A 20,877-nucleotide genomic window follows, 5' to 3' on the forward strand; every position below is an offset into this window, starting at 1 on the left:
GGTGGTCCCGGCGCGGTGCACGCACCCGGCGGCGTGCCCCGCCTGCGAGATGGGGAGGACGACGTGCGTGATCCGATCGCCGCGATACGGGACCGGGGCGCCCCGGTGGCCCGGCGCCGCTGGGCGCGGCATGTCCGCCACGTCCTGCGCGGCCAGGCCCAGGTCGACTTCCTGCCGAGCGCGGTCACCGGCGCGGTCTTCTCCGTGGCACTGTGCGCGGCGGGCTGGGCGTACGGCCTCTACGGGCTGCTCGGCACCGCGACGGGCACGGCCACCGCGCACCTGCTCGGCGTGGACCGCGAGCGGATCGCGGCAGGGCTCGAAGGGTTCAACGCCTGCCTGGTGGCCGTCGGTTCGGCGGTCTTCCTCGGCCCCGGCCACCTGTCGACCGTACTGCTCGCGGTGGGCGGCAGCGCGGTGACGACGGTCGTCACCGCCGCCGCGGCACGCGTCCTGGGCACCTGGCGGCTGCCCACCCTCACCCTCCCGTTCTGCCTGGTGGCGAGCGCGCTCACGACCGGCGCGCCGGGGCTCGCGCGCGTCTGGCACCAGGGCGCGGCCCCGGCGGCCCTGCCGCAGGCGGGCGGGCCGCCGTCCGGCCTGTCGTTCACCGGCCTGTGGCACGGGCTGTTCGCCAGCATCTCCCAGATCTTCTTCATGCCGCAGTGGTACGTCGGCGCGCTCTTCCTCGCCGGGCTCTTCGCCGCGAGCCGCACGGCCGGGGCGATGGCCTGCCTGGGCAGCCTGACCGGCACCGGCACCGCCTGGGCGCTGGGCGTCCCGGCGGCGCAGCTCGCCTCCGGCGCGGCGGGCTACAACGCGGTACTGGTCGCGATGGCGCTGTGCGGGGTGTTCCTGCCGGCCGGCCGCCGGACCCTGGCGTACGCGCTGGCGGGCGCGGCCACCGCGACGGCCCTGACCCCGGCCCTGACCGCCCTCACCGCCCCGTCCGGCGGCCACGCCTTCACCTGGCCGTTCGTCCTGACCACCCTCGCCTTCCTGGCGGCGGCCCCGGCGTTTCCGCGACTGACCGGACGCCGCGGGGCGACGCCGTAGACGGCCTCACCCCGCGGAGACCGCTCTCGTCCTGACGTTCCTAGGAAGGGGCCAGGGCTGCCGGGTCCGGCCCCGTGCGCAAGTGCCGCCGCAGGCCCATGTACTGGAGGTCCGCGAACACCGCCACCACCACCGCGCCGATCACCATGAAGGCGGTGCCCAGACCGGTGAGCGGAATGAGGCCGGAGAAGGTCAGCAGCAGCATCGCCACACAGGACAGTGCGTTGCCCACGACGACGGCCGTGGCCGGGCCGGTGGGGACGCGCGGGTAGCCGGCGATGAGGGCGAGGGCCGCGGCACCGCCCAGCATGGCGATGCCGAAGGGTACCGACCAGGTCATCGGCAGGCCCAGGGGGTCGCTGAGCGGCTTGCCGCCGGCGAGCATGACGACGCCGAACGCGGCGGTGCTCCAGCTGTCGGTCCGCAGGGCCGTGCGCAGCAGGTCCGAGCCGGCCGGACCGGCCGCCGGCGCGGGGCGGGCGGCGGTGCCGGCAGCCGTCTTCATGGGGTTCATACACGTCTCCTCGCTCCGTGTGCGGCCCGGCCGGGCCGGGACGACCTGCCCACGACGATGCCGTCACCGGAGCGGTGGCTCAATGACCTCCCGGGTCATGGCGCCGATGACCACGGGCCCCGGGCCGGCGGGGCGGCCCGGCTCAGAAGACGACCAGCGCGCGGCCCCCCTGGCCCTCGCGCATCGCCCGGAACGCGTCGGGGATGCCGTCGAGGCCGATGTGCCCGGTGACCATGCCGGACAGGTCGAGCGCCCCGCTGCGTACGTGTTCGGCGATGCGCGGCAGGTCGGCGGCGGGATCGCTGTTGCCGTAGACGCAGCCGGACAGCGTGCGGCCGAAGTAGAACAGTTCCAGCGCGGAGAAGGTGACCTGCTGGTCCCGGCCGCCGATGCCGACGACGGTGGTACGGCCGCCGCGCCGGGTGGACGACCAGGCCGTCCGGATCGTCTCCGCGCGGCCGACGCACTCGATCGCGACGTCCGCACCGTGCCCGCCGGTGAGGGCGCGGACGTGCTTGGCGGTGTCGTCGGAGGCGACGAGGAACGCGGTGGCGCCCGCGGCGCGGGCCAGTTCCTCCTTGGCCGGGGACGCGTCCACGGCCACGATCGGGCCCGCGCCCGCGATCCGCGCGGCCTGGAGGGTGGCCAGGCCCACACCGCCCGCGCCGAACACCACCACCGACTCCCCCGCCCGGACCCGTGCGCTGTGGTGCACGGCGCCCCACCCGGTGAGCACGGCGCAGCCCAGCAGCGCCGCGTCGGTGAGCGGGACGCCGGGCGGCAGCGGCAGCGCCGCGTGCGCCGGCACGACCGTCTCCTCGGCGAAGACGGCGGTGCCCAGGCCCGGGTAGAGGTCGGTGCCGTCGGCGGCCAGCTTGGCGTACGGGGTGTTCGCGGCCGCCGCGGAGCCCGCGCACAGCCACGGCTCGCCCAGGCCGCAGAAGTGGCAGGCGCCGCAGGACGGCGCCCAGTTCAGGACGACCTGGTCGCCCGGGGCGAGGGTGTCGACGCCCGCGCCGACGGCGGTGACGGTGCCCGCCCCCTCGTGCCCGAGGACGGCGGGCGCGGGCTGCCGCAGCGTCCCGTCGGACAGGGACAGATCGGAGTGGCAGACACCGGCCGCCGCGAGCCGGATGCGCACCTGCCCCGGCCCCGGTCCGGGCAGTTCGATCTCGGCGACCTCCAGCGGGGCGCCCACGGCGGTCAGTACGGCGGCACGGGTCATCCGGACGTGTCTCCCTTTTCTCCCGCTCGGTGCGGGTTCTTCCCCGGTCGGTACGGGCGTGCTCCCGGGCGGTGCCGGGCTTCCTCCCGCGCGGTACGAGTACGGGTGCGGCGGTGGCCGGCGGGCTCAGAGCTGGAGGGACTTGGTCTGGAGGTACTCGGTCAGACCGTGCGGGCCCAGCTCCCGGCCGATGCCGGACTGCTTGTAGCCGCCGAACGGCGCCAGCGGGTTGAACCGCCCGCCGTTGATGTCCACCTGCCCGGTGTCCAGGCGCCGCGCGAAGGCGACCGCCTCGGCCTCGTCGGCGGCCCACACCGCGCCCGCCAGGCCGTAGACCGTGCCGTTGGCGATCCGTGCCGCCTCGTCCTCGTCCGCGTACGGCAGGACCACGACGACCGGGCCGAAGATCTCCTCCTGCGCGATGGACATACCTGGGGTGACGTCGGCGAAGAGCGTCGGGCGGACGTAGTAGCCGCGTTCCCGGCCCTCGGGCGCTTCCGGGCCGCCGGCCACGAGCCGGGCGCCCTCCTCGATGCCGCGCTCGATGTGGCCGCGGACGCGGTCGCGCTGGGCGGCGCTGACGACCGGGCCGAGGCGGCTGGCGCCGTCCAGCGGGTCGCCCGGCACGTACTTGGCGATGGCCGCCGCGGCCAGTGCCACGGCTTCGTCGTACCGGTCGGCGGGGACCAGCATCCGGGTCCAGGCGCTGCACGTCTGGCCGGAGTTGGCCATGACGTTGGCGATGCCGACGCCGACGGCCTTGCCCAGGTCGCCGCTGGGCAGCACCACGTTGGCGGACTTGCCGCCGAGTTCGAGGGCGCAGCGCTTGACGGCGGCCCCGGCGATGGCGCCCACCTTCTTGCCGACGGCGGTGGAGCCGGTGAAGGAGACCAGGTCCACGTCCGGGTGCTCGGCCAGCGCCTGCCCCGCGACCGGGCCGCGGCCGGTGACCAGGTTGAAGACACCGGCCGGCACGCCCGCGGCGGCCACGCACTCGGCGAAGAGCTGCGCGTTCAGCGGCGTGGCCTCGGCGGGCTTGAGGACCATGGTGCAGCCCGCGGCGAGCGCCGGGGCGGCCTTGGCGACGATCTGGTGCAGCGGGTAGTTCCAGGGGGTGATGGCACCGACGACGCCGACCGGCTCGTGCAGGACGGTGGAGGTGCCGATCTTCTCCTCGAAGCAGTGGGCGGCGGCCAGTTCGGCGTACGAGCCGGCCACCGCGACCGGGACGGCGGCCTGCACCGCCTTGCTGAACGCCAGCGGCGCGCCGAGCTCCGCGGTGATCGTTCCGGCGATCTCCGCCGCGCGCCCGGCCAGCTGGTCGCGCAGCGCGGTCAGCCGGGCGGCGCGTTCGGCGGGCGCGGTACGGGCCCAGCCCGGCAGCGCGGCGCGGGCGGCCCGTACCGCCGCGTCCACGTCCTCGGCGGTGCCGGCCGGGACGGTGGCGATCACCTGCTCGTCGGCCGGGTTGACGACGTCGATGGTGTCCGGCCCGGCGGCGGGCCGCCAGCTTCCGTCGATGTACATGGCGTCGTGCTGCTTCACGTCCGTCGCCCTCCCGCACCGGTTGCTGTTCCGCGAGCCCCGAAGGTACCCGCCGGGCCCAAACTAGCGGTGGTAGTTTTCCGGCGCCAGCCCCTTCTCCGGCCACCCGCCGCCGCACCTCCCCCCCCCGTGGACCGCGGCGCGAACCCGTCTCGTCCGATGGCCGGTCGCGGCGCCACGCCGGCCGCATGCGCTGCCCGACCCGGTCCGCCGCCCGGTACGCCGTACCGTTCGCCTGCGTGCTCGCCCTGTCCCTGACGGCGGGGTGCGACTCCGGCCCGCGGCGGGCGCAGGACGGCCGGTCACCGGGAACCGCCGCGTTGCGCCCGGCACCGGGCGGTCGGCATCCGGCCGTCACAAGGGGGCCCCGGCACCCGGCGGTGGACAGCGGGGCGCCGGCACCCGGCCGCCGGCATGTGGCCGCCGGCATGTGGCCGTCAGCAGCAGGCCGTCTGCATCAGAGCCGTCAACAGCGAGCCGTCAACAGCGGCTGGAAGTACCCGCTGTCCGCGGGCTCGTGCCACGCGAGCCGTTCGAACCCCGCGGCCGTGACGAAGCCGCTGACCTGCTCCCTGGTCAGGGCCCAGGAGGTGGCCCGCCGACTGCGCACCTCCCAGGTGCCGCCGCGCGGCAGCAGCTGGATCAGGTCGAAGTCGTAGTGCTCGCCGTCGTCGTGCCACTCCCACAGTTGCAGCGTGACCGCCCGGCCGCCGTCCGGCAGGCGCGCGACGCGGGGCGGCAGCACCTCGCGGCGCTCGCGGCGGGCATCCTCGTACGCGCGCATGCCGAGCAGGAGCTGTCCGCCGGGCCGCAGCACCCGCCGCATGCCGGCGAGGGCCCGGCGCACATCGTCCGGCGTGGTCAGGTGGGCCAGCGAGTTGTCGGCGCACACCACCGCGTCGAACCAGGCGTCGCGGAAGGGCAGCCGACGCATGTCGGCGGCGGCCACCGGCAGGCGCAGGCCCCGGGCGGCGGCCTCGGCGGTGGCCCGGGCCACGGCGACCGGGCTCAGGTCCGTCCCCGTGACGGCGTGCCCGGCCGCCGCCAGGCCGATCGCCTGGGTGCCGATGCCGCAGGCGCAGTCGAGGACGGTGTGCGGCCGGTCGCCGAGCGCGTTCCGTACGGACGCGTCGAGGGCGCGGCCCTGCTGGACCACCGCGGCCGGCCAGTCCGGGTACAACAGGTCGTAGGTCGGCGCGAGTTCGTTGAAGAACCGTTCGAGTGACGGGTCGGGCATGGTGTCACGGTAGTGCGGCGCATTCCGGATTTCACCGGGTGGCGCGGGTTCCGCCGCCGGGGCCGGTCAGGGGTGTTCGGCGGGGGACGGCGCCGGCGGGCCGCCGGTGCCCCGCGGGACACGGCCGGCGCGCTCCGGCGGCGGGCCGGCCCGTCCCGGCCGGGCGGCCGTGGCCGCCGAGGCCAGGAGCAGCACGGCGAGCATGGCGAACGGCGCGGCCGTACCGGCCAGTCCGGCCAGCAGGCCCGCCGCGGCGGGGGCCGCGACCTGCCCCAGCCGGTTGCCGGTCAGCCGCAGCGCCAGCGCCGTACTGCGCGCGGCTTCCGGGGCGGCCCGGACGACCGTGGTCATGGACAGCGGCTGGCCCACGCCGAGGCAGAAGCCGAGCACGGCCAGCATCGGCGCCAGCGCCCAGACCGGCACGGGCAGCGCCGGTCCGGCGCAGAGCAGGCCCGCCAGCGCGCAGCTGACGGTCATCAGGGCGGTGCGGCCGAGGAGGCGGATCATCGGCGTCATGACCAGCCGGCAGGCGACCGTGGCCGCCGCGCGCAGGCTGAGCAGCAGCCCGACGGTGGCCGGTGCGATCCCCCGGTCCTCCCCGACGACGGGCAGGTAGGCGGTGAGGATGTCGGTCGCGGAGAGCACCGCCAGGCTCATGAAGATGCCGGCCGGGACGCCCCGGGTGCGCAGGATGGCCCGTACGGAGGTCCGTTCCGCCGCTTTCGTACGGACCCGGGCGGCCCCGGGCGCCGTGACTCCGCCCTTTGGCGACCGCTGTTCCAGGCGCCACAGGGAGGCGTAGGAGAAGCCGGCCAGGGCACCGGCGGCCAGCAGGGCGGTGGCGCTGGTGGGCCCCATCGCGCCGCCGTGGCCGGAGACCAGCAGTCCGGCGGCGGCCGGTCCGACGAGCTGGCCGAGCGAGGCGCCGATGGTGAAGTGGCCGAAGTTCCGGTCGTGTTCCTCGGGGGCGCTGCGGCGCGCGACGATCGACTGGGCGCCGATGACGAAGCACAGATGGCCCAGGCCCAGCACCCCGCTCCAGGCGGCCATCGCCGGCAGCGAGCCCGCCGCGCCGCTCAGCGCGCAGCCGCCGGTGATCAGGGCGACGCCCACGACGAGCAGCGGCGTACAGCGGCCGCGGTCGGTGCGGCGGCCGAGCGGGACGGCCACCAGCACCGGCAGCAGCGCGTACACCGCCGTGATCACGCCGATGGCCTGCTCGTCGGCGCCCAGGGCCAGCGCCCGGTAGGAGACGGCGGGCCGGGCCATGCTCACCGCCGACTGGGCGCAGGCGAAGGTGATGACCAGCCGCAGCAGCCAGCCCCGGCCGGGCGTCGCGGTGGACACAGGCTCTCAGATGATCCCGTACAGCAGGCCGGCCGCGAGGACGACCAGGGAGGTCAGCACCGCCCACTTCACGGTGAACCGGGTGTGGTCGCCGAACTCCACCTTCGCCATGCCGACCAGGACGTAGACGGCGGGCACGAGCGGGCTGGACATGTGCAGGGCCTGGCCGACGAGGGAGGCACGGGCGATCTCCAGGGCGCCCACGCCGTGCGCGGCGCCCGCCTCGGCGAGGATCGGGACGATGCCGAAGTAGAAGCCGTCGTTGGACATAAAGTACGTAAGCGGAATGCTCAGCACGCCGGTGACGATGCCCATGTGCGGGCCGAGCGCGTCCGGGATGCCGTCGACCAGCCAGCGGGCCATGTGCTCGACCATGCCGGTGCCGGTCAGCACACCGGTGAAGACGGCGGCGGCGAAGACCATGCCGGAGACGTTCAGGACGTTCTCGGCGTGCGCGGCGATCCGGGCCTTCTGGTCCGGCATGTGCGGGAAGTTGACGGTCAGTGCGAGGGCCGCGCCGAGGAGGAAGAGCACCGGGATGGGCAGCGTCTGGAGGACGAGGAGGACCAGCAGCGCGACGGTGAGCGCGGCGTTGAACCAGTAGAGCTTGGGGCGCAGCGTGGGCCGGTGCGGGTCCAGGCCCTGGAAGTCGTCGGCGGTGCCGGGGGCCGGGTCGCCGGTCGCGGCGTCCGGGGCCGTACCGCTGCCGCCGCCCGCCGCCGCACCGGCCGTCGCCATCGCCGTCGCGGGGCGGGCCTTGGCCGTACGCAGTGCTGCCGTACGCAGGACGGTCGTACGGACGCGGGCGCCGAAGCCCCCGGTCATGGCGGCGAGCACCGGCTCGCCCGTCGCCTGCCCGGGCACCGCACGCCCGGCCGTGGCCGCGGCCTCGTCGAGTGTGAGCAGTCCCAGCCGCTTGCGCTCCCGGCGCCCCAGGACGTACGCGAGCAGGAAGACCGCGACCAGGCCGGTGGCCAGCGCCGGGACCATGGGGACGAAGATGTCGCCGGCGTCCAGCTTGAGGGCGGTGGCGGCGCGGGCGGTCGGGCCGCCCCAGGGCACCGTGTTCATCACGCCGTTGGCGGTGGCGGCGACGCCCGTCATGACGACCAGGCTCATCTTCAGCCGCCGGTAGAGCGGGTAGAGCGCGGACACCGTGATCATGAAGGTGGTGGAGCCGTCGCCGTCCAGCGAGACGATGGCGGCGAGCAGCGCGGTGCCGACCACGACCCGCACCGGGTCCGCCTTGCAGAACCGCAGGATGCCCCGGACGACCGGGTCGAACAGCCCGACGTCGATCATCACCCCGAAGTAGATGATGGCGAACATCAGCATCGCGGCGGTCGGCGCCAGGTCGCCCACGCCCTTGAGGACGTACGCGCCCAGGTGCGCCCCCTTGCCCACCAGGACGCAGAAGAGCGCGGGGATCAGGATGAGCGCTGCCATCGGCGACATCTTCTTCGTCATGATCAGCACCAGGAAGGTGGCGATCATGACGAATCCGAGGATTGTCAGCATGGGGTACCTCACGTTCGCCCTTGAACACCGCCCGGGACGGCGGTCGAGGTGACGGTAGGTGGCCGAAACTTTCGTTAACAAGGTCTTGACGCGCGAGCAATACGAGCAAAACACGGGGCCGGCGCGGCGGTACACGAGCCGGTCGGGCCGGGGTCACCGGCCGGGGCACGCCCCGCCCGGTCCTGTCCGCGGCACCCGCCGCAGGTGGCCGAGAGTTTCCGTTGACGGGCCGGGGAGGCAATCCTAAGGTCCTCCATAGGATTGCTGGATTCCTCGATCGGTGGGAGCACGCGATGACAGGCACGGGCAACGAGCGGGCGAGAAAGACGGCCGAGGGGCTCGCGTACTCCGCGGGCTTCGGCAACGAACACAGCTCGGAGGCGGTCACCGGCGCCCTCCCGGTGGGCCGCAACTCCCCGCAGCGCGCACCCCTGGGGCTGTACGCGGAGCAGCTGAGCGGTTCGGCCTTCACCGAGCCGCGCGCCCGCAACCGCCGTACGTGGCTCTACCGCATCCGCCCGTCCGCCGCGCACCCCGCGTTCGAGCGGACGGACAACGGCGCGCTGCGCGGCGCGCCCTTCACCGGGACCGAGCCCGACCCCAACCGCCTGCGCTGGAACCCGCTGCCCGCGCCCGAGGCCCCCACCGACTTCCTGGCCGGGCTGTGGACGCTGGGCGGCAACGGCGACGCCACCCGGCGCACCGGCATGGCCATCCACCTCTACCACGCCAACACCTCCATGCAACGGCGGGTGTTCAGCGACGCGGACGGCGAACTGCTGATCGTGCCGGAACACGGCGGCCTGCTGATCCGCACCGAACTGGGCCTGCTGCGCGCCGAACCCGGACACGTCGCGCTGATCCCGCGCGGCGTCCGCTTCCGCGTCGAACTGCTCGACGCCACCGCGCGCGGCTACGTCTGCGAGAACCACGGGCAGCCCTTCCAGCTCCCCGACCTCGGCCCGATCGGCGCCAACGGCCTGGCCAACGCCCGGGACTTCCTCGCGCCGACCGCCGCGTACGAGGACGAGGAAGGCCCCCACGAGGTCGTCAACAAGTTCTGCGGCAACCTCTGGAAGGCGACCTACGACCACTCGCCGCTGGACGTCGTGGCCTGGCACGGCAACCACGTCCCGTACGTCTACGACCTGCGCCGCTTCAACGTCATCGGCTCGATCAGCTACGACCACCCGGACCCCTCGATCTTCACCGTGCTGACCTCGCCGTCCGACACCCCGGGCCTGGCCGGCGTGGACTTCGTGGTCTTCGCGCCGCGCTGGCTGGTCGGCGAGGACACCTTCCGGCCGCCCTACTTCCACCGGAACGTGATGAGCGAGTACATGGGGCTGGTCGAGGGCGCCTACGACGCCAAGGCGGAGGGCTTCGTACCGGGCGGCGGCTCGCTGCACAACATGATGTCCGCGCACGGCCCGGACCGGGAGACCTTCGACCGGGCCAGTGCGGCCGAGCTGAAGCCGCAGAAGGTCGACGACGGGCTGGCGTTCATGTTCGAGACCCGCTGGCCGGTCACGCTCACCGAGCAGGCGGCCGGCGCCGACCACCTGCAGAGCGGCTACGACCGGGTGTGGCAGGGTCTTGAGCGCCACTTCCGTCCCTGAGAGCACAGGCTCTGCCCGGGATCCGTCCGGCCCTGATACGGAGTCGTCGTGACCACCTTCGCCCCCGACTCGCTGGATCTGAACCGCAAGCTGCCGCTGTGGTACCAGGTCTCGCAGTCGCTGCGCGCGTCCATACTCGGCCGCTCCCCCGGCGCCCCGCTGCGGCTGCCGACCGAGGACGCGCTCGCCGCGCACTACGGCGTGAGCGTGCTGACCATGCGCCAGGCGCTCAAGGAGCTGGAGACGGAGGGGCTGATCACGCGGCACCGCAGGCGCGGGACGTTCATCGAGCCGAGCGCGCGGCGCGGGTCGCCCGTGCGGCTGCTCGGCTCGGTGGACGCGATCGTGGCCCAGCAGTCCGGCATGAGCACCGAACTGCTGGGCCACGGGACGGCCGCCGTGCCCGCCGAGCTGGCGGAGTACTTCCCGGACCTGGCGGAGGTGGCCACGTACCGCAGGCTGCGCAGCGACGCCAAGACCGGCGAGCCGACGAACCACGCGGTCAACTTCCTGCACCCGGACGTCGCGGCCCGCCTGGACCCGGCGGACCTGGAGCGCTGGCCGATGACCAAGGTGCTGCGGGACGCGGTGGGCGTGGCCATCAGCCGGATCACGGACACGGTCGAGGCCCGGCTGGCCGACCCGGAGACCGCCCGGCTGCTCCAGGTCCCGCTGCTCAGCCCGATCCTGCACTACACGGGCATCACCTACGACCAGGACGGCCGGGTGGTGGACGTGGCCCGCATCCACTACCGGGGCGACCGTTTCTCCTTCACGGTGACCCTGGACGCGCATTGAGGCGGGTGTCCGGCGTCAGCCGCGGGCCGGACGGTTCACGCGGTGCGGAACAGCCGCCTGCCGGTCCCTGACGCTGTCACGCCTTCTCACAGTAGTAACCGCGTACCGCCTTTGCCTTGTAGTCGTGCACGCCGGAGAAACTGCCCCCGGCCTTGCGCTTACAGGCATAGGTGTCCGCCGACGTCTTGATTTCGAAGGGCAGTTTGAGATACCCGCCCCGGTGGCCGAAGTTGTTCGAGCAGTTGCGTCCTATGGCGCCCTCGTCCTCCGGCGTCACCGAGAGGCAGTTGAACGTGTTGACACCGTCCTGCGCGTGCGCGGGGGCGGAGAAGCCGAGGGCAAGGGCGGCTGCGGCAGCCGCGACAACCAGTTCTCGTCGCATGTTCTTTCCTTTTCACCGGAGTTTTGGCCGTTCCAGTGTTGAATGGGCGCATTGCCCGCCGCACTCGGTGACGGCTGTTGGAGTGAGGTCCGCCGGGGCCGTGCGGGCCTCAGATCCGCTCCAGACTCCGCCCCGTGCTGCGCGGGCCCAGTAGTGCCACGTCCAGGCACAGCAGCACCATCAGCACCGCGGAGCCGGTGAAGACGGCGCCGGGCCCCAGGCCGTCCAGCACGGTCAGCGCGACGAACGGCAGGATCACCGAGGTGAGCCGGGACAGCGAGTAGGCGATCCCGATGGCGCTGCTGCGCAGGCCGGTCGGGAAGATCTCGGTCTGGTAGACGTGGAAGGCGTTGGAGAAGACGTTGCTGCACACGGTCAGCGCGCAGCCGGCGCCCACGATCAGCCAGGCGGAGCCGGCGAAGCCGAAGGCCAGGCCGCACGCCGCCATGCCCAGCGCGGACCCGATGATCAGCGTCTTGCGCTCGACCCGGTCGATGAGCGGTACGGACAGCGCCGAGCCGAGCGGGTAGCCGCAGAAGCTGAGCGCCGCGTAGCTCAGCGACGCGGTGACGGTGTGGCCCTTGGCGGTCAGCACGACCGGCGCCAGCGACCCGAAGCCGTAGTAGCCGACGGTCTGGAGGACCTGGAAGATCCACCACATGAGCGTGCGGCGCCGGTGGTCGCCGCGGAACATCTCGCCGAGCGGGACGCGGCGCTGCGGCACCTCCGCCGCCGCGGCGACCGAGGGCAGCGTCCCGCCCGTCTCCCGCGCGACGCGCTCCTCGATGTCCGTCACGATCCGCGCCGCCTCCGCCTCCCGGCCGTGCACGGCCAGCCAGCGCGGCGACTCGGGCAGCCGGGCGCGCATGAGCTGGATGAACGCGGCGCCCAGCGCGCCCGCCACCAGCAGCCAGCGCCAGCCCTCCACGCCGAACAGTTCGCGGGTGGCCACCAGCCGCGCGCCGACGAAGGCGGCCACCGGTACGCCGAGGAAGCCGAAGGTGTAGGCCCAGGCGATGTACCGGCCGCGTACCGCGCGCGGCAGGAACTCGGCCAGATAGGTGTCCACCAGGACCAGTTCGGCGCCCAGGCCGAGCCCGGCCAGGAAGCGCAGCGCGATCAGCCACTGCACGTTCGGCGCGAAGGCGCACAGCAGCGAACACAGGGAGTACGCGCCCAGGTTGACCAGGAACATCCGGCGCCGCCCGAACCGGTCCGCGAGCACCGACAGCACGTTGGCGCCCACGAACATGCCGAGGAACCCGGCGGCGATCACCCACGACCTGGCGGTGTGCTCCAGCTGCCACCGCTCGGCGAGCACCGCGGCCAGCACCCCGCCGAGGAAGATCTCGTAGAGGTCGAAGAAGGCACCGATGCCGACGGTGAGGGTCAGGCGGCGGTGCCAGCGCGACGGCGGCAGCCGGTCCAGCCGGGCCCCCGCCCGCGCCCCGGCGAGCTGCGTAGCGGTCATCTCCGCTCCTCCCGGCGGACGGCGGCGGCACGGACGGACGACCGGGCGTACGGCGCGGTCGTACGGCCAGGACCGTACCCGGCGGTGATCACGGGCGAAAGACCGCCGCCGGCCGCCGCCGTTACGATGCCCTCAGGCAACCGAGCGCACCGAAGGGCCGGGGAGGGCGACCGCGTGACGGTGACACAGGCCACGGGGAGCGGCGGCGGCAGGCTCGCGGCGGCGCCCCGGCTCGACGACCTGATGCCCTGGTCGGTCGCGCCGCTGCGGCTCGGCCGCGGCTGGATCATGGCCCCGGACGCCGCCTCCCTCCGGGCCCGCTGGGCGGCGCTGCACGCGGTCGGTGACGACTGCGCGCGCGAGCGGCTGTTCCGGCCCAGCCGGGCCCGTACGCTGCGCACGGCCGTGCCCCAGCTCCCCGGACAGGCCACGCCCACCGGCCGGCTCGCGCACTCCACGGGCCCGTGCCCCGATCCGGTGCGCGTCCTGCACGGCCCGTACGACCAGCAGTGGCTGCTGCCCGACCACCGGCTGATCGACGGGGCCCGCCCGGAGCTGTGGCGGGTCGCGGACGGGCGGCAGGTCTTCGTGGTGGAGCTGGGACAGGTGCCGCAGGCCGAAGGCCCGGCGCTGGTCGCCTCCGCGCTGCTGCCGGACGGCCGGTCGCCGGCCGGGCGGCCCGGCCGTATCCGCCCGCTCTACCGGCGGCCCGGCGGCAGCGAGCCCAACCTCGCCCCGGGCCTGACGGACCTGCTGGCGCGGCGCCTGGACCGGCCGGTCGGGGCCGCGGAGCTGCTCGCCTGGACGGTGGCGAGCGCCCGGCCCGCACCGTCCGGCGCGGTCGTGCCGCTGACCGCCGACGCCGGGGTGTGGGAGGAGGGCGTCGCGCTGGGCGAACGGCTGCTGTGGCTCCAGACGAGGGGCGCGCGGGGTGCCGGGACGGCGTACGGGGCGCGTGCCGGCGACCGCCCCCGGATGCCCGGCGGCCGGCGCCCCTACGTCCGCGCCCCGCTGCCCGCCCGCGGGCTGCCGGACACCCTCGCCTATCTGCCGGACGAGGAGGCGTTGCTCCTCGGTCCCGGCCGGATCTCCCCCGTGCCCCGGTCGGCCTGGGAAGCCGAGGCGGGCGGTGTGCGCGTGCTGGAGGCGTGGTGCGAACGCCGGACCGCTCCGGTGGCCGGCCCGCAGGGGCTGGAGGCGGTACGGCCGGCCGCCTGGCCGCAGGAGTGGACCACCGAGCTGCTGGAACTGATCACCGTGCTGTCGCTGGTGGGCGAGGCGCGTCCGGCGCAGCAGGCGCTGCACCGGCGGACGGTGGACGGGCCGCGCGTCGAGGCGTCCGAGCTGCGCGCGGCCGGGGTGCTGCCGCCGCCCGCCGCGGCCCGCCGCCCGGCCTCCGTCCTGGACCACCACGAGGAGGGGCCGGACGGGCAGTTCGCCCTGCTGTGACGCGGCCGTGCCGTCCGGCGCGTTGCCCGGCGGGCGGCGGCGGGTAGGTGGTCCGACCATGGACCGCACCGCGCCGCAGCCGCCGCCCCTGGAGGGCATCACCGTCGTCGCCGTCGAACAGGCCGTGGCCGCGCCGTTCGCCACCCGGCAGCTCGCCGACCTCGGCGCCCGGGTGATCAAGGTCGAGCGGCCGGACGGCGGCGACTTCGCCCGTACCTACGACACCTCGGTCCGCGGGCTGGCCTCGCACTTCGTGTGGGCCAACCGCGGCAAGGAGTCCCTGGCACTCGACCTCAAGGACCCGCGGGGCCGTGAGCTGCTGGAACAACTGCTCGCCACCGCGGACGTGTTCGTGCAGAACCTCGCGCAGGGCGCCGCCGCGCGGCTCGGGCTCGACGCGGCGGCCCTGTGCGCCCGCCATCCGCGCCTGGTCGCCGTGGACATCTCCGGGTACGGCCCCGACGGCCCGTACGCGCACAAACGGGCCTACGACATGCTCGTGCAGTGCGAGGCCGGACTCGTCTCGCTGACCGGGACGCCGGAGGAACCGGCCAAGGCCGGGATACCGGCGGCGGACATCGCGGCGGCGATGTACGCCTTCTCCGGTGTGCTGGCCGCGCTGCTGCGCCGGGGCACGACGGGGCGCGGCGGCCCGGTGGAGGTCGCGATGCTGGACGCGCTGGCCGAGTGGCTGGGGCACCCGCTCTACTTCGGGATGTACGGGGGCACGCCGCCCGCGCGCACCGGGGTCGCGCACGCCGTGATCGCGCCGTACAACGCCTACCCGACGGCGGACGGGCAGCCGGTGCTGCTGTCCGTGCAGAACGACCGGGAATGGCGGCGGCTGGCGGCGCAGGTGCTGGAGCGGCCCGAACTGGCCGACGATCCGGCGTTCGCGACGAATGTGGCGCGTACCCGCAATCGGGACAAGACGGACCGGGTGGTCGGTGAGGCGCTGGCGGGGCTGGGAGCGGCCGAGGCCGTCCGGCGACTGGAGGAGGCGGGGATCGCCTGTGCGCGGCTGAACGGGGTGGCGGAGCTGGCCGGGCATCCGCAGTTCACGGCGCGCGACCGCTGGCGGAAGGTGGGGTCACCGGTGGGGCCGCTGCGCGCGCTGCTGCCGCCGATCACGCTGCCCGGGGGCGCCGGGCCCGTGATGGGGAACGTCCCGGCCCTCGGCGAGCACACCGACGCGCTGCTGAGCGCTCTGGGTCTGACGAGCGAGCGGATCGCAGCGCTGCGCCGGGACGGTGTGGTCGCCTGAGGGGCCGGGACCGGTGGCCGAGGTTCAGCCGTGGCCGCCGAACAGCGACCGGCGCAGCCTGCGCAGCGGCGCGAACAGCGACACCCTGGCGCCGCGGTTCGTCCTCGTGCGCGTGTGGTCACGAGCGGTGAGCTCCTGCATCAACGACGTCGCACCCTCCGTCTCGCGCTGCGGGACGGCGGGACCGCCCAGCACCGCGAGGTGGCGGTCGAGCCGCGCGCTGGACGCGCCGCTTCCGCAACTGATCGCAGGCACTCGTGGCCTGCTGCGCATTGTTATCTGTTCCATGACACTCCCCACCCGTACGAGGGCACCCGGCCCGGGCAGGGTAACCCTATCTCTCTCCCGTGACACGCGCGCGGCCCGGTCACCGGGATTCACCTCCCGCGCACCGACGTTGACGCCACCTTACGGATCACTGCCGACCGAGGGCGAGTTGGCCGTCCGCCGAGGTCGTGGGCCCGGCGGAGCCGCCGGCCGGCTCCGGAGCGGCCGCACGCCGGTCCGCCGTACCGGCGCCGCCGTGCCGAAGATCACGTAGCCCGGCGGACGGCGCGGCCCGCGGAACCGGTAGGCCATGTTCCGCCGGTGCCCGCCGGCACCGCCGCCGGGGTGCTCCCGCCCGGCGGCGGATTACCGCTCAAGGGGGCGGCAACCACGCTGGGTTGAGGTACGTTTCCACCGAATCGCTCTACTGCGAGGGGGGCTCGTCCATGAGCGAGGGTCCTGGCGGCGCGGGAACCGGCGGCCTGCGGGACGGCGGGGAGGGCGGGGACGGCGGACGGCTGCTGGCGGGGCGCTACCGGCTGGCCGGCGAGCTGGGCCGGGGCGGGATGGGCGTGGTGTGGCGGGCCCGGGACGAGCTGCTGGCCCGCGAGGTCGCCGTCAAGGAGGTCCGGGCGCCCCGCGACCTGACCGGGCGCGCGGAGGAGTTGCTCTACGCGCGCCTGGAGCGGGAGGGCCGGGCGGCGGCCCGCATCGCGCACCGCAACGTGGTGACCGTCTACGACGTGGTGTCCGAGGGCGGCCGCCCGTGGATCGTCATGGAGCTGGTGCGCGGCCTGTCGCTGGCCGAGGTGCTGGACGCGGACGGCCCGCTGGCGCCGCCCCGGGCCGCGGGCATCGGGGCGCAGGTGCTGGCCGCGCTGCGGGTCGCGCACCTGGCGGGCGTGCTGCACCGCGACGTGAAGCCGGGCAACGTGCTGCTCGGCAACGACGGCCGGGTGGTCCTGACCGACTTCGGCATCGCACGGGTGGCGGGCTCCGCCGCGCTGACGCTGACGGGCGAGCTGGTCGGCTCGCCCGAGTTCCTGGCCCCGGAGCGGGCGCTGGGGCAGCAGGCCGGGCCGGAGTCGGACCTGTGGTCGCTGGGCGTGACGCTGTACGCGGCCGTGGAGGGCCATTCCCCGTTCCGTCAGGACACACCGCTGTCCACGCTGCGCGCGGTGGTCGACGAGCGGCTGCCGCCGCCCCGTCGCGCGGGCCCGCTGACGCCCGTACTGGAGGGGCTGCTGCGCAAGGACCCGCGGGAGCGGCTGGACGCGGCCGAGGCGCAGCGGATGCTGGACGCGGTCGCGGCGGGCGGCGCCACGCCCACGGTGGTGGTGCCGCCGCCCGGTTACGCGCCGACGGTCGCCGCCGGCCACCCGCCCCCGGCGTACGGTCCGGCGGAACCGGTGCCGGGCCCGGGGACCACGGCCGGGGTGCGGCCCGCGGACACCGTGGCCGAGGCCGAGCGGCGACGGCGGCGGTCGGTCCGGCTGCTGCTGGCCGGTGCGCTGATCGCCGCGCTGACGGCGGGCGGCGTGGCGTACGCGCTGCTGGACGGCAACGCTCCAACGGACCGTCCACCGGGCAGCACGACGAGCGGCGGGGGTTCGGGAGGAAGCACCGGGGACGGCGGTGGCAGCAGCACGCGGGGGCGGACGTCTCCCGGCAGCACGGCCACCGCGACCACGCCGCCGGGCGGCACGACGCCCGGCCGTACCTATCCCGGCAGCACGCCGCCCCACCGTACGTCCCCGCCGACCACTCCGCCCCGGTCCACCACCCACGCCCCGACGACTCCCCCCGCCACCACCACCGAGCCGACCACGTCCGCCCCGACGCCCACGGGCGGCAGCACGGGCGGCACCACGGACGGGCAGTACGGCGGGGCGACCGGGGCGACGGGGTGACGCGGCGTGCCCGCCTACGGCGAAGTCCCGCCCGGGGGCGGGACTTCGTCAGGGGCGGGGCGGGCGGGAGGTCAGGTGGCGGAGTTGAGGACGGGCAGGTAGCCCTTGGCCTGCCCGTTGACCGTGGGGTGGTAGGAGTTCTCCACGGGGAGGGTGACGCTGTGCAGCCAGGGGGCGCCGGAGCAGATCTCGTGTCCGGCGAAGGTCGTGTTGACGTCCGCGAAGGTGAAGCCGTGGTCGGCGGCGCGCTTGGCGGTGACGGCGTTGATGTCGTCGGCGGCGGCGTTTATGGCGGCGCGGGACTTCTCCGAGAGACCGACGGAGCAGCTGCCGCCCAGCTTGTAGAAGCGCGGGTAGCCCAGGACGACGACCTGGGCGGCGGGGGCCCGGCTGTCGATGGCGTCATAGACCTGGTCCAGCTTGCCGGGCAGCGTCTGGTTGACGTACGCGCGCGCCTGGGCGATCCGGTTCAGGCACGCGCTCTCGCCCTGGAGGGCGCAGGTGGTCATGGTGTCGGCGAAGCCGGCGTCGTTCCCGCCGATGGTGATGCTGACCAGGTCGGTGCCGGAGTTGACCGGGGTCAGCTGCTTGGCCAGCACGTCCCCCGTGCGGGCGCCCGAGCAGGCGGTGAAGTTGAAGCGGGTGCCGGTGTGCGAGGCGGCCCACAGGGCCGGGTAGGACTTGGTGCTGCGCTTGCAGGCGCCGCTGCTGCCGTCGTAGCTTCCGGCGCCCACGCCGGAGGAATAGGAATCGCCGAGCGCCACGTAGTCGGTGGCCTGTGCCCGCGGGGCGGACACGGCCGCGCTCGCGCCGGAGAGCGCGAGCGCCGAGGTGACGAGGAACGCGGACGCCGTGGCCGCGCATCGGGACAGTCTCATGGAACCTCCCTGAGCAGGATCTCTGCCACTCCTGATGTAGCAGGACCCATCCGTTACGGGAAGCCTTGTCACCCATTCTCACGATCACGGGTGATCTCCATGGACGTGTCATGGCGGCCGAATGCCACATATATGACAGCCCGCCAGGGGCCGGCCGGAGGCGGGAATGCCGACCGCAGTGATCGAGCCAGCCGTCCGCCGGGCGCGGAGCCCCCACCGGCGGCTCCGGCGTCCGTGGTGCGCAGCCACCGCCCGGGCCGTCCGCCACGTGCCCCCAGGGCGTCCGCGGGCGTTGCCCCGACGCCTTCGCAAACGGGCGGTTCCCGCCCCCAACCACCCGTAGGACATGGCCCGTTCACGCCTTCTTCGCATCTTGACGGGCCCGCGCCCGCTGCGCGACATTGAAGCCCGGCATCAGGCGCTTATGGGGGGCAAAGCTGCCAATGCAGACCAAGACCATCAACGGCAACGTGCCGGAGGGCGGCAGGCCCGGTCGTGCCGGGCCCGCGCCCGGCGTTCCGGAGGGCGGCGGGCCGGACGGCCCGGTGCCCGGCGCGGGCGCCGCGCGGTGGCGCGCGGACTCGGCGCCCGTCCTGGCCGGCGCGGCGGTGGCGGTCGGCGGTGTGGGCGCCTTCCTGGCGCTCGCCGACCTCGCCTCGCCGCTGCGTGCCCCGTGCACCCTCTTCTTCCTGGTGCTGGCGCCGGCCGCGGCGCTCGCCGCCGCGCTGGGCCGGCTGGACCCGCTCAGCCGGACCGTCGTCGCGGGGGCCGGGGCGGTCGCCCTGGACCTGCTCGTCGCGCAGGCGATGCTCGCCCTGCACGTCTGGTCGGCGCGGGGCGGGGTGGTGGCCGTCGCCGTGCTCAGCGGCGGCGTTTTCCTGGGGGTCAGCGTGCGGCGCCGGTGGTCCGGCGCCCGTGGACGGGGAAGTCGGACGAACTGACGTGGACATCAGCGTGTACCGCCCGGGTGAGCTCAGCGGCGCCGACCGGACGGCGTGGAGCGCCGTGCAGTCCCAGGCGCACCTGCTGGGCACACCCCAGCTGGCGAATCCTTTTCTCGCACCCGAGTTCGCCCTCGCCGTCGGCCGCTGCCGGCGCGGGGTGCGGATCGCGGTGCTCCGCGAGGACGGGGAGCCGGCCGCCTTCCTGCCCTTCCAGCGCTCGCCGCTGGGCGTCGGGCGGGCGATCGGGCTGGGGGTGTCGGACGCCCAGGGGCTGGTGCACCGCCCCGGCTTCCAGTGGGACTCCCGCGAGCTGCTGCACGCCTGCGGGCTGTCGGTGCTGGAGTTCGACCACCTGGTGGAGGGCCAGAAGCCGTTCGAGACGTCACCGGTGCACAGCTTCCCCTCCCCCGTGATCGACGTGGACCAGGGGTACGAGGTGTATCTGGCGTGGCTGCTGGAGCACTCCCCGAAGTTCTCCCGCCGGACCCTGGGCAAGGCGCGCAAGCTGGGGCGGGACATCGGCCCGGTGCGGTACGTGCACGACGAGCGGGACCCGGCCGTGCTGCGCCGGCTCCTCGGCTGGAAGTCCGCGCAGTACCGCCGGACGGGGCGCAGCGACCGCTTCGCCCACCCCTGGATCGTCCAGCTCGTCGACCAGCTCTTCCACACCCGCTCCCGGTCCTTCTCCGGGCTGCTGTCGGTGCTCTACGCGGGCGACACACCGGTCGCCGCGCACTTCGGCATCCGTTCCGAGCGGGTGCTCTCCTGCTGGTTCCCCGCGTACGACCCGGCGTACGCGAAGTTCTCACCCGGTCTGGTGCTGCATCTGCACATGGCCGAGGGGGCCGCCGCCGACGGGATGGCGTACATCGATCTGGGGCGCGGTGAAAAGCAATACAAGGACTGTCTGAAGACGCGGGAACTGACGGTTTCCGAAGGATGGGTGTCGCGGCACCGTCATCCGGTCGCGCTGTGCCATCGCGCACACCGCGTCCCGGTGCGGGCATTGCGCAACACGGTGGTGTCCCGGCCGGAATTGTTCGGGCCGGCTGATCGTCTCCTCAAACGGATGGGCCGAATCCGGTCGCGTGGTTGATCGGCGCACCGGTCCATATACGCCAATGACGCAGAACGGGAGGCGAGGTCGAGGTATTGCCATAGAGTCCCAGTCATCAATACCGTCGTACACCACCCGTACCGGCACGTCATGCAAGGCGGCTCTAGGGGAGGGCTCAAGCGCCGCGACGAGGCCCGGGGCGGGGCGCGGTAGGGGGGTGCCGTGTCCGATCTTCACATGACGAAAACCGCGTCGATCATCGGGACACGAGCCGCGCGGCCGGAAACACGCATGCCAGCTCGCCCTGTTCACCCGGCGAAAAGAACCATGCCGTCATGAGCGGGGTGTGAACCCCCCTTTCGAACCGGATACCCATCCGGGCCGCCCGGGGGTGGG

18 protein-coding genes are annotated in these 20,877 nt (G+C 74.4%); 8 read left to right on the forward strand and 10 right to left on the reverse strand.

Features of this window, described 5'->3' with window-relative positions; genetic code table 11:
* Nucleotides 1-63: 63 nt before the first annotated feature.
* Nucleotides 64-1,056, forward strand: a complete 993-nt coding sequence (locus tag ACH4FX_RS26595) for an urea transporter (protein ID WP_398482990.1) — start codon at nt 64-66, stop codon at nt 1,054-1,056.
* 40 nt (nt 1,057-1,096) lie between these two features.
* Here ACH4FX_RS26595 and ACH4FX_RS26600 read toward each other — a convergent pair whose 3' ends face one another.
* From ACH4FX_RS26600 to ACH4FX_RS26625, 6 genes are all read right to left on the reverse strand, one after another.
* The gene (locus ACH4FX_RS26600) at nt 1,097-1,570 is read right to left on the reverse strand and encodes a hypothetical protein (protein WP_398482992.1); all 474 of its coding nucleotides are present in this window, start codon (nt 1,568-1,570) and stop codon (nt 1,097-1,099) included.
* A 142-nt stretch (nt 1,571-1,712) separates the two neighbouring features.
* Entirely contained in the window at nt 1,713-2,795 is a 1,083-nt protein-coding gene (locus ACH4FX_RS26605) for a Zn-dependent alcohol dehydrogenase (protein WP_398482994.1), read from the reverse strand.
* Between the two features lie 126 nt (nt 2,796-2,921).
* Nucleotides 2,922-4,340 carry an aldehyde dehydrogenase family protein gene (locus tag ACH4FX_RS26610; protein WP_398482995.1) on the reverse strand — a complete coding sequence of 473 codons (1,419 nt, stop codon included), beginning with the start codon at nt 4,338-4,340 and terminating at the stop codon, nt 2,922-2,924.
* Nucleotides 4,341-4,806: 466 nt separating this feature from the next.
* Nucleotides 4,807-5,577: a methyltransferase domain-containing protein gene (locus tag ACH4FX_RS26615; RefSeq protein WP_398482996.1), complete on the reverse strand. Its 771-nt coding sequence runs from the start codon at nt 5,575-5,577 to the stop codon at nt 4,807-4,809.
* 66 nt (nt 5,578-5,643) lie between these two features.
* A complete protein-coding gene (locus tag ACH4FX_RS26620; protein WP_398482997.1) occupies nt 5,644-6,924 on the reverse strand; it encodes an MFS transporter in 1,281 nt (426 codons plus the stop codon).
* Nucleotides 6,925-6,930: 6 nt separating this feature from the next.
* Complete coding sequence (locus ACH4FX_RS26625) at nt 6,931-8,442, reverse strand: CitMHS family transporter (protein ID WP_398482999.1); 1,512 nt, start codon at nt 8,440-8,442, stop codon at nt 6,931-6,933.
* Nucleotides 8,443-8,735: 293 nt separating this feature from the next.
* Here ACH4FX_RS26625 and hmgA point away from each other — a divergent pair, with 293 nt between their 5' ends.
* Together hmgA and ACH4FX_RS26635 are read left to right on the forward strand one after the other, a co-directional pair.
* Nucleotides 8,736-10,061 (forward strand): homogentisate 1,2-dioxygenase, encoded by a 1,326-nt coding sequence (gene hmgA / locus ACH4FX_RS26630; RefSeq protein WP_398483001.1) that lies wholly within the window; start codon nt 8,736-8,738, stop codon nt 10,059-10,061.
* 48 nt (nt 10,062-10,109) lie between these two features.
* Nucleotides 10,110-10,859: a GntR family transcriptional regulator gene (locus tag ACH4FX_RS26635; RefSeq protein WP_398483003.1), complete on the forward strand. Its 750-nt coding sequence runs from the start codon at nt 10,110-10,112 to the stop codon at nt 10,857-10,859.
* Between the two features lie 76 nt (nt 10,860-10,935).
* Here ACH4FX_RS26635 and ACH4FX_RS26640 read toward each other — a convergent pair whose 3' ends face one another.
* Complete coding sequence (locus ACH4FX_RS26640; RefSeq protein WP_398483004.1) at nt 10,936-11,241, reverse strand: hypothetical protein; 306 nt, start codon at nt 11,239-11,241, stop codon at nt 10,936-10,938.
* A 109-nt stretch (nt 11,242-11,350) separates the two neighbouring features.
* The gene (locus tag ACH4FX_RS26645) at nt 11,351-12,712 is read right to left on the reverse strand and encodes an MFS transporter (protein WP_398483006.1); all 1,362 of its coding nucleotides are present in this window, start codon (nt 12,710-12,712) and stop codon (nt 11,351-11,353) included.
* A 180-nt stretch (nt 12,713-12,892) separates the two neighbouring features.
* On the opposite strand from ACH4FX_RS26645, the gene ACH4FX_RS26650 reads away from it, so the two are divergent.
* Both ACH4FX_RS26650 and ACH4FX_RS26655 read left to right on the forward strand, forming a co-directional pair.
* On the forward strand, nt 12,893-14,161 hold the full coding sequence (locus tag ACH4FX_RS26650) for a type ISP restriction/modification enzyme (RefSeq protein ID WP_398483135.1): 1,269 nt from the start codon (nt 12,893-12,895) through the stop codon (nt 14,159-14,161).
* 58 nt (nt 14,162-14,219) lie between these two features.
* A complete protein-coding gene (locus ACH4FX_RS26655; protein ID WP_398483008.1) occupies nt 14,220-15,425 on the forward strand; it encodes a CaiB/BaiF CoA transferase family protein in 1,206 nt (401 codons plus the stop codon).
* Between the two features lie 24 nt (nt 15,426-15,449).
* On the opposite strand, the gene ACH4FX_RS26660 is transcribed toward ACH4FX_RS26655, so the two are convergent.
* On the reverse strand, nt 15,450-15,713 hold the full coding sequence (locus tag ACH4FX_RS26660; RefSeq protein ID WP_398483010.1) for a hypothetical protein: 264 nt from the start codon (nt 15,711-15,713) through the stop codon (nt 15,450-15,452).
* Nucleotides 15,714-16,138: 425 nt separating this feature from the next.
* Between ACH4FX_RS26660 and ACH4FX_RS26665 the strand changes: the two genes are divergently transcribed.
* A complete protein-coding gene (locus ACH4FX_RS26665) occupies nt 16,139-17,602 on the forward strand; it encodes a serine/threonine-protein kinase (RefSeq protein ID WP_398483012.1) in 1,464 nt (487 codons plus the stop codon).
* A 71-nt stretch (nt 17,603-17,673) separates the two neighbouring features.
* Here ACH4FX_RS26665 and ACH4FX_RS26670 read toward each other — a convergent pair whose 3' ends face one another.
* Entirely contained in the window at nt 17,674-18,480 is an 807-nt protein-coding gene (locus ACH4FX_RS26670; protein WP_398483014.1) for an SGNH/GDSL hydrolase family protein, read from the reverse strand.
* Between the two features lie 443 nt (nt 18,481-18,923).
* Here ACH4FX_RS26670 and ACH4FX_RS26675 point away from each other — a divergent pair, with 443 nt between their 5' ends.
* The gene (locus ACH4FX_RS26675) at nt 18,924-19,421 is read left to right on the forward strand and encodes a hypothetical protein (protein WP_398483016.1); all 498 of its coding nucleotides are present in this window, start codon (nt 18,924-18,926) and stop codon (nt 19,419-19,421) included.
* Between the two features lies 1 nt (nt 19,422).
* Nucleotides 19,423-20,520 (forward strand): GNAT family N-acetyltransferase, encoded by a 1,098-nt coding sequence (locus tag ACH4FX_RS26680; RefSeq protein WP_398483018.1) that lies wholly within the window; start codon nt 19,423-19,425, stop codon nt 20,518-20,520.
* Nucleotides 20,521-20,877 lie beyond the last annotated feature (357 nt).

The organism is Streptomyces sp. NPDC018019 (assembly GCF_044327805.1).
In the GTDB taxonomy this organism is placed as follows: domain Bacteria; phylum Actinomycetota; class Actinomycetes; order Streptomycetales; family Streptomycetaceae; genus Streptomyces.